The 7,882-nt window shown below is 64.6% G+C and carries 6 protein-coding genes; 2 read left to right on the top strand and 4 right to left on the bottom strand.

The features are described from left to right. Positions 1–462 precede the first annotated feature (462 nt). Positions 463–1,773: a tyrosine--tRNA ligase gene (tyrS, locus tag ACFVTG_RS21660; protein ID WP_284753538.1), complete on the bottom strand. Its 1,311-nt coding sequence runs from the start codon at positions 1,771–1,773 to the stop codon at positions 463–465. Positions 1,774–1,817: 44 nt separating this feature from the next. Next, positions 1,818–4,046 (bottom strand): AAA family ATPase, encoded by a 2,229-nt coding sequence (locus ACFVTG_RS21655; RefSeq protein WP_390282847.1) that lies wholly within the window; start codon positions 4,044–4,046, stop codon positions 1,818–1,820. A 158-nt stretch (positions 4,047–4,204) separates the two neighbouring features. Between ACFVTG_RS21655 and ACFVTG_RS21650 the strand changes: the two genes are divergently transcribed. Then, positions 4,205–4,840 (top strand): GNAT family N-acetyltransferase, encoded by a 636-nt coding sequence (locus ACFVTG_RS21650; protein ID WP_390282846.1) that lies wholly within the window; start codon positions 4,205–4,207, stop codon positions 4,838–4,840. An 18-nt stretch (positions 4,841–4,858) separates the two neighbouring features. Here the strand turns inward: ACFVTG_RS21650 and ACFVTG_RS21645 are convergent, their stop codons facing one another. Beyond that, positions 4,859–5,521: a DNA-3-methyladenine glycosylase gene (locus ACFVTG_RS21645; protein WP_390282845.1), complete on the bottom strand. Its 663-nt coding sequence runs from the start codon at positions 5,519–5,521 to the stop codon at positions 4,859–4,861. A gap of 95 nt (positions 5,522–5,616) precedes the next feature. Between ACFVTG_RS21645 and ACFVTG_RS21640 the strand changes: the two genes are divergently transcribed. Then, positions 5,617–7,182: an AlkA N-terminal domain-containing protein gene (locus ACFVTG_RS21640; protein ID WP_390282844.1), complete on the top strand. Its 1,566-nt coding sequence runs from the start codon at positions 5,617–5,619 to the stop codon at positions 7,180–7,182. On the opposite strand, the gene ACFVTG_RS21635 is transcribed toward ACFVTG_RS21640, so the two are convergent. Further along, positions 7,088–7,825, bottom strand: coding sequence for a maleylpyruvate isomerase family mycothiol-dependent enzyme (locus ACFVTG_RS21635; protein ID WP_390282843.1), 738 nt, complete (start codon positions 7,823–7,825; stop codon positions 7,088–7,090). The genes ACFVTG_RS21640 and ACFVTG_RS21635 overlap by 95 nt on opposite strands. Positions 7,826–7,882 lie beyond the last annotated feature (57 nt).

Genomic DNA, 7,882 nt, shown 5'->3' with positions numbered 1-7,882 from the left:
GAGGTGACACGAAACCAGCCAAAACAACCAATTCATATAAATAAATCGGTATCAACAAACTTGGCACACTATTGAGTTCTCAAACAACAGACACAATCCGATTACTTCTCGGAACAAATTCAATTGAATTCGACGTTCCGCATTTCCTCGCTGCGATGTTTCTACTTTATTTCATTCATTTCAACTTTGCAAATCCAGGATTTCTCCGGAAATTCACCCAAGCGAATCGAATTTCCCCACAGAGTCGATAAATCGTCCGATTTCCAGACTTTTGGTCTAAACCGGATTATTCACATTCAATGGGATTTTGTCGCAATTTATCCGCTTCAGCGGCAGCAACTCAGAAAACGATACACGCTCCCCCGGAGCCGCGCAAGTCGGCTTCGGAGGAGCGTGCAATAGGGCGTGCAACACTCCGTCTGGCGCGCCCACACCGGAACACGCCATGGAGCTACATAAGCGTCAGACGGTCACTTCGACAGTAGCCAGGTTCTTCTTTCCACGGCGCAGCAACAGGTAACGGCCGTGAAGCAGTTCCGCCGGGTCGATGACCGCGTCGGGGTCAGTCACCTTGCTGTTGTTCACATAGGCGCCGCCCTCCCCCACGGTACGTCGAGCAGCGGACTTGCTTTCGGAAAGTCCGGACGCAACCAAGAGGTCGATGATCCCCAGGCCATCCGCGCCGATCGAGGCAGACGGCAGCTCGGCAGTTGCGGACGCCAAGGTCATTTCGTCCAGAACCGAGAGGTCGCCGTTGCCGAACAACGCAGCCGAAGCGGCGATCACTTTTTCGGTCGCGTCCACACCGTGCACCAGCGAGGTGACCTCGAAAGCGAGCCTGCGCTGGCCTTCGCGTGCGAACGGGCGCTCGGCAACAGCGGCTGCGAGTTCCTCAATCTCGGCGCGGCTAAGGAAGGTGAAAACCTTGAGGCGGTCAACGACGTCGGCATCAGCGGTGTTGACCCAGAACTGGTAGAAGGCGTAGGGGCTGCACATGTGGGCGTCGAGCCAAATGGCGTTGCCTTCGCTCTTACCGAACTTGGTGCCGTCCGAGTTGGTGATGAGGGGCGTGCCCAAGGCGTGGACAACCTTGCCGTCGACCTTGCGGATCAGCTCCGTGCCACTCGTGAGGTTGCCCCACTGGTCCGAGCCACCCGTCTGCAGCACGCAACCGTAGTCGCGGTTGAGCTGGAGGTAGTCCATGCCCTGCAGGATCTGGTAGCTGAATTCGGTGTAGCTGATGCCCTCGTCGGAACTGAGACGGGAGGCAACTGCATCCTTGCGGAGCATGGTGCCCACGCGGAAGTGCTTGCCGATTTCGCGCAGGAAATCGATGGCGCTCAGGGGCGCGGTCCAGTCAAGGTTGTTCACCATGCGTGCGGCGTTGTCTCCCTCGAAGCTGAGGAAGCGTCGGACCTGGGCCTGAAGGTAGCCAACCCACTCCGAAACGGTGTCCTTGGTGTTCAAGGTGCGTTCCGCCGTCGGGCGCGGATCGCCGATCAGTCCGGTGGAGCCGCCCACCAGGCCGAGCGGCTTGTGGCCGGCCAACTGCAGGCGGCGCATGAGCAGGAGCTGGACAAGGTTGCCAAGGTGCAGTGACGGAGCCGTGGGGTCGAAGCCACAGTAATACGTGATCGGGTCCCCGGCGAGCAGCTTTTCCAGTTCCGTTTCATCAGTGGAAACGTGGATAAGGCCGCGCCATTTGAGCTCTTGCCAGATATTGGCAAAGCCCGGGTCGTTGTGCTGGGACTCGAGGTTGTTTACGTGTGACACGAGTTCTAAGTTAGCAGGATTGCCGATCAGCTTGCGTACATGGCTCAGCGCTCGATACCCGCAGGCAACGGCGCCGCGGTGATGAGGCGCAACCGCTGCGTCGGACGGGTCATGGCAACGTAGAGATCGCCCACCTTGCCGTGTTCGTGGTTCAGCATGGCAGCGGGCTCAAGGACCACCACTCCATCGAACTCCAGGCCCTTGGCTTCCCGGGGGCTGATGACCACGATGTCCTGGGAGTAGCTGCCCGCTCCAGTGCCTACGCGGTGGCCATAGACCCCACGGAGGGCTGCTGCAGCCCGAGGCAGGAGGGCGCCGTCGGCAATCACGGCGAGGAGGCCGCCGTCGATCGCTTCCAGTTCTTGCGGGAGGATCTCAACGAGCCGGTCCACCATCCCCGTTTCGTCCACGCGGTCCACGATGGGCGACCATTTGCCTTCGCGCACGGCCTTGGGAGCGGAAACAACCAGGCCCGCGCGGTTCGCCATGCGGACCGCCGCTTCGGCGATCTGCGAGGGGGTGCGGTAGTTGACGGTGAGTTCTTCGAGCTGCCAGCGGTCCCCGAACGACGGCGCGAGCGCACTGTGCCACGAATTCGCGCCGGCGGAGGAACTCGTCTGTGCGATGTCGCCAACGATGGTGAAGGACTTCAACGGGCAGCGGCGAACCAAAAGGCGCCACTGCATGGGCGAGAGCTCCTGGGCTTCGTCCACCACGATGTGTCCGAACGCCCACGAACGGTCGCTCGTGGCACGTTCGGCCGCGGTCAGCCGCGTTTCGCGTTCCTGGTTCTGGTCCGCCAGCTCCTCGGCCGTCATCAACACGTCGACGCCCATGGCCTCCATGTTGACGAGGGTCTGCTTGGCGTTGGCGATGTCGCGGGCACGGTCGTGCTCCTGCTGCGCCAGTCCCCTGCCGGCCGCAGGATCCAGCTCGCCGAGGAGTTCGGCGGCCTCGTCGAGCAGCGGAACATCCGCTTCTGTCCACGGGGCATCCGCGGGGCGAAGCAGGAGGGCACGCTGCGACGGCGTGAGGTGCGGAGTGCAGGCTTCCAGGATGGCCGGCTTGCTGAAGAGCTCGGAAACGAGCTTCTCGGGCGTCATGGGCATCCAGCACAGGTTCAGGACGATCCTGACGTCGCGTGCCGAGCGGACGTCTTCGGCGAGGTAGGAACGGTCGGCATTGTTACCGATGTTCGATTCCTCGACGATCTCCGTCAGCTGCTCGGTGAGCTCGCGCAGCAGGATCTTCACGAACGTCACGCGTGCTTCGTTGTGCGGCTTGCCGGTGGCGCGTGCCCTGTCCCGGGCGCGGCGGACTTGCCGCACGGACAGCGTGAGCTTGCGCGAATCGACCTCGAGGATCCGGTCCTCGGCGGGAGTCCGCTGCCGGTTGGCCACGGCGTTCGCAATCACGTCGGCCATGTTGAGCTTGCCCTTGAGCGCTGCGACATCGGGATCCTGTTCAGGCACGGCATGGATCCCGGGCATGAGGCGGCCAAGGCTCGCCATGACGACGCCGGTCTCGCCGAGGGAAGGCAGGACCCGCTCGATGTAGTGCATGAACGACGACGAGGGTCCAACGAGCAGCACGCCCGCGGACTTCAAGCGGTCGCGGTGGGTGTACAGCAGGTAGGCGGCGCGGTGGAGCGCCACGGCTGTCTTGCCGGTGCCTGGACCGCCTTGGACAACCAAGGCACCCGACATGGACGAACGGATGATCCGGTCCTGCTCGGACTGGATGGTGCCGACGATGTCCGACATGCGGCCGGTGCGCTTGGAATTCAGGGCGGCAAGGAGTGCCCCCTCACCCTGGAGCGAGGCGTTGTCCGCCAGCATGCTGGCATCCAGGACATCGTCCTCGATCGCCTTGACCTCACGGCCCTGCAGGATCAGGTGACGACGACGGCGGACGCCCTGCCGGTCGAAGGCGGTCGCCTGGTAGAAGTGGCCGGCTTCCGGGGCGCGCCAGTCGACCATAAGCCGCTGGAGATCCGCCGTGGACAGTCCGATGCGGCCGATGTACTGCGCCTCTCCTGTGTCCAGGTCAAGGCGCCCGAACACGAGACGGTCGTCGACGGCGTCGAGCTGGGCGAGGCGGTCCTCGTACAGTGCCGCGAAGGCGTCCCTTTCGGAAACGTTCTGCATGGTGCCCACCGCTCCGGCGCGCCGGACCTGCGCCAGCTGTTGGCGCTTTTCCTCCCGCAGCTCATCCAGACGCGAGTAGAGACCGGCCACGTACTCCCGTTCGTGGATCAAATCAGCGTCGTGCATCGAAACGTTCCCCTATCGAAAAAGACGGACCGTCCATTCTACAGCGGTTTTGCTTGACGTGTGTGAAACTGCCCGCACGCCGGTGCGTCACGCAATGTTCACCCTGCGCTAACCTCCTGGGCTTTTCAGTCCGGCCCCGGTGGTGCTTCAATGCTGCAATGCAGCACGACGTTGCCCTGACCCGACACGGCATCAGCCTGGTCCCGCTCTCCCCCGCACATGCCGGTCCGCTCTTCGATTTCGTGGACCCCAGGATGTGGTCCGGCATGGCCGCTGAGCAGCCCTTGAGCGCCGCGGAACTGGCCGAACTCTTCGCAGCCCGGCTCGAAGATCCGGCAACCATGCCGTTTGCCGTGGTCGAGCAGCGCACCGGAGCGCTGCTCGGAACGAGCTCCCTGTGCGAGTACAGTCCCCGCCAGCAGCGCCTGGAAATCGGCGGCACTTTTTACGGGCGCCCGTTCTGGGGCAGCCACGTCAATCCCGCAGCGAAACAACTGCTGCTGGCCTACTCGTTCGATGTGCTGGACGTCCACCGGGTTGCCTTCCGCTGCGATGCCCGCAATACGCGCAGCGCCTCGGCCATTCAACGTCTCGGGGCCAGCTACGAGGGCACGCTGCGCGGGCACCGCTTCGCCCCTGACGGCAGCCGCTGCGATACGGCGGTCTTCTCGATCCTGCGCGAGGAATGGCCCCGCGTGCGCGAGTCGTTGCTTGGCCGCCTGGCGCCCTTCGAGGTGCCCGACAACCACTGTGCGTATGTCGCCGAGCCTGCCCGGACCGAACACGCCGCCTGACGGATTCCTCCTGGGCTCCTACAAAGGCTTCTCGGCGGCGCGACTTCGGCCCGGCTTGTAGCGGGACACCGTGGCATCCCCGGAGAGCCAGAACCGCCATGGGTAGTCGGTGGAACCGCCGTCGCCCGATACTCCTACGCGGAGACCGCTCGCGACTGCCGATGGCGCTGCCGGGGTGACCGGAAGTTCGAGGCCGAAGGGCTCGGCCAGGGCATCCCGGCCGCTGTCCGCCGTGGTCAGCCCCAGGGCGGACGCTAGCCGGGCGGGCCCGCTGGCAAGATCGGTCAGCGATCTCGACGCCGGACGGCGGGACTGTGCCAGGGCTTGGCCGGCCACCACCTCGCCTGCCCGCAACAGCAGCGCGGACGCAACGCCGTCGGGACCGCAGACAATGTTGGCGCAATAGTGCATGCCGTACGTGAAGTAGACGTAGAGGTGGCCTGCCGGACCGAACATTGGAGCGTTCCGGGCGGTGGGTCCGCGAAAGGTATGGGATCCAGGATCGGGTTGGGCCGAGCCCCGCGGACCCAGATACGCTTCCACCTCGCTGATCCGGACGGACACCGTGCCCTCGGGTGTCCGGTGGCTCAGCATGGCGCCGAGAAGCAAGGGGGCAACGTCGCGCGGATCTCCGGAAAGGAGGCGCCGGATGGCGTCCGGGGATGCACCCTGCGTTGTCATGCCCAGACCCTAGCAAAAAACCGCCAACTGGACCCGTCGTCGGCAATGTCCGATTTCCGCTAGGAAGTGCTTGCCGATGCTGAAAGGATGAAGTCATGGACTTTTGGCAACGCTACCGTGCCATCGATGCGCGGGATCCCCGGTTCGACGGCCAGTTCTTCACCGCCGTCCGCTCGACGGGCATCTACTGCCGGCCGTCGTGCCCGGCACGGACACCCAAGGCCGAAAACGTCACGTTCTACGAAACCTCGGCCGCGGCGCACGAGGCGGGGTACCGCGCGTGCAAGCGCTGCCTTCCGGAGGCCGTTCCGGGCACGCCTGCGTGGAACCTGCGCTCGGACATCGCCGGCAGGGCCATGCGGCTCATCAACGACGGCGCGATCTCCCGGGTCGGCGTCGAAGGACTCGCCACCAGGCTGGGTTACTCCTCCCGCCAGCTCAATAGGATCCTGAGCCATGAACTCGGCGCCGGTCCCCTGTCCTTGGCGCGGGCCAGCCGGGCGCAGACCGCCAGGACGCTCCTGGTCTCCACCTCGATGAAACTCTCGGACGTGGCGTTCGCTGCCGGGTTCAACAGTGTCCGCCAGTTCAACGACACCATCAACGAAGTCTTCACCCTGACTCCCACAGCACTCCGGGCCACCACGAAGCCCTTAGGCCATCAAGGCAAGCAGGGCGAGGCCACTTCGTTGACCCTCAAGCTCCCGTACCGGGAGCCTTTCGACGCGGGGATTTTCGATTTCCTCGCGGCCCGCGCGGTTCCCGGCGTCGAACTGGCGAGTTCAACAAGCTATACGCGAACCCTCCGCTTGCCCCGCGGCAATGCGGTGTTCACGGTGGAGTACGACGCCGGGGCGCGCGGCGGAGCGCTGACCCTGGCCGTCAGCACCTTGGATCTCCACGACCTTCCCGTCCTGTTGAGCCGGGTGCGGCGATTGTTCGATCTCGACGCCGATCCCGTGGCCGTGGACGAGGCGTTGGCCTCCGATGCCAGGCTCGGCCCATCAGTTCGCGATACGCCCGGGATCAGGGTCCCGGGGGCCGTGGATCCCCACGAGCTGCTGATCCGGGCGATGATCGGCCAGCAAATCACGGTAGCCGCCGCCCGGACCGCTTTGACCCAACTTTCCGATGCTGGAACCCGCCTGCCGGAAGGGCACGCAGGGCACGCACTGGGCCTGGACCGTTTGTTTCCCACGGCAGAGGAAATCGCCCGCTCAGGCCGGGAATTGCTGAGGGGCCCGCAGCGCCGCATAGATTCCGTGCTGGCAGCGGCAACAGCAATGGCCAGCGGGGAACTCGACTTCGATTACGGCGACGACCCCCAAACGCTCGCTGACAAACTGTTGCCGCTGCCCGGCGTCGGACCGTGGACCGTGGGCTATGTGGCGATGAGGGTCATCGGCGATCCGGACGTCTTCCTCGCCAACGATGCAGCGGTCCGGAATGGCCTCAAGAATCTAGCGGCCGCCGAAGGCCTGCCTGCCGACTTCCGCAACGTGAGCCCATGGCGTTCCTACGCCACGATGCATCTGTGGCGGGCGGCGGCAAGCACACGCGTCAGCGCTAGTTCGCCGCGGGAACGCTCGATGGCCACGGGAGAAGCTCCGGCAAGTCAACACCGTCCGCGTCGGCAGAGGCCCGCAGGCTCCCTAGGGTAGGCGTCCGGCCGGCGAGCCAGGCCGCGATATCCGTGATCATGCCGTTGATGGCGACTGACTGCCGCCCCGAGCCGATGACCAGCTGCGGGAGGCCCAGGGGCTGAAGCACGAATTTCTGGTCTGCCGGCACGCGGGCAGAGAGGAAATCGAAGAGGTGCTCGCAGAATTGCCGGCTCCAGGTTTCCGGGCCGCGACCGATTCCCAGGTCCGTGACGTGGATGACCAGTTCGCGCCAAAGTGCCAGGCCGCCGTCGAGCACTGTTCCATTCCGGAAGCTGATCCGGGTGTTCCAACCGGACTCCACGAGCCCGTCGAAGGCCCTCAGGGCCCGCGAGAGGGCCGCTTCGGTGGCGTCACGGTGTTCAGCGAGGCTGTGGCTCGCCGCCAGCTCAATCGCCTTCGTACGGCCCTCGTAGCCGCCGTCGTAGATGTCGATGGTCTCACCGCGCGCGGCGTATTCCAGCTGCCTGGCCATGGCGTTCGAGATGCCGGCTATGTGGGCCAGTACGTGGCCGCGGGTCCACCCGGGCAGCTCGGAGGGAGCAGCAACATCGGCGTCGTCGAGTTTGGCGACAACGTCGGTGACAGTGCCGGCTGCTTTGTGGAGCTCGGCAAGAAGCGCTGAGGTAGTGATCTCGGTCATAGCGCCATAGTATCCGACAGAGTTAACGGCTGTTAACGACCATTAACTGACAACGGC

The sequence above is a fragment of the Arthrobacter sp. NPDC058127 genome (genome assembly GCF_042884555.1).
Lineage (GTDB): Bacteria > Actinomycetota > Actinomycetes > Actinomycetales > Micrococcaceae > Arthrobacter.
This window is presented reverse-complemented; position numbering and strand designations above follow the sequence as displayed.

Bases quoted from the DNA above. Each gene is read 5' to 3' on its own strand.
- ACFVTG_RS21635 (WP_390282843.1), bottom strand. From the start codon at position 7,825: ATGACCGAGATCACTACCTCAGCGCTTCTTGCCGAGCTCCACAAAGCA.
- ACFVTG_RS21645 (WP_390282845.1), bottom strand. From the start codon at position 5,521: ATGACAACGCAGGGTGCATCCCCGGACGCCATCCGGCGCCTCCTTTCC.
- ACFVTG_RS21640 (WP_390282844.1), top strand. From the start codon at position 5,617: ATGGACTTTTGGCAACGCTACCGTGCCATCGATGCGCGGGATCCCCGG.
- ACFVTG_RS21655 (WP_390282847.1), bottom strand. From the start codon at position 4,046: ATGCACGACGCTGATTTGATCCACGAACGGGAGTACGTGGCCGGTCTC.
- ACFVTG_RS21650 (WP_390282846.1), top strand. From the start codon at position 4,205: ATGCAGCACGACGTTGCCCTGACCCGACACGGCATCAGCCTGGTCCCG.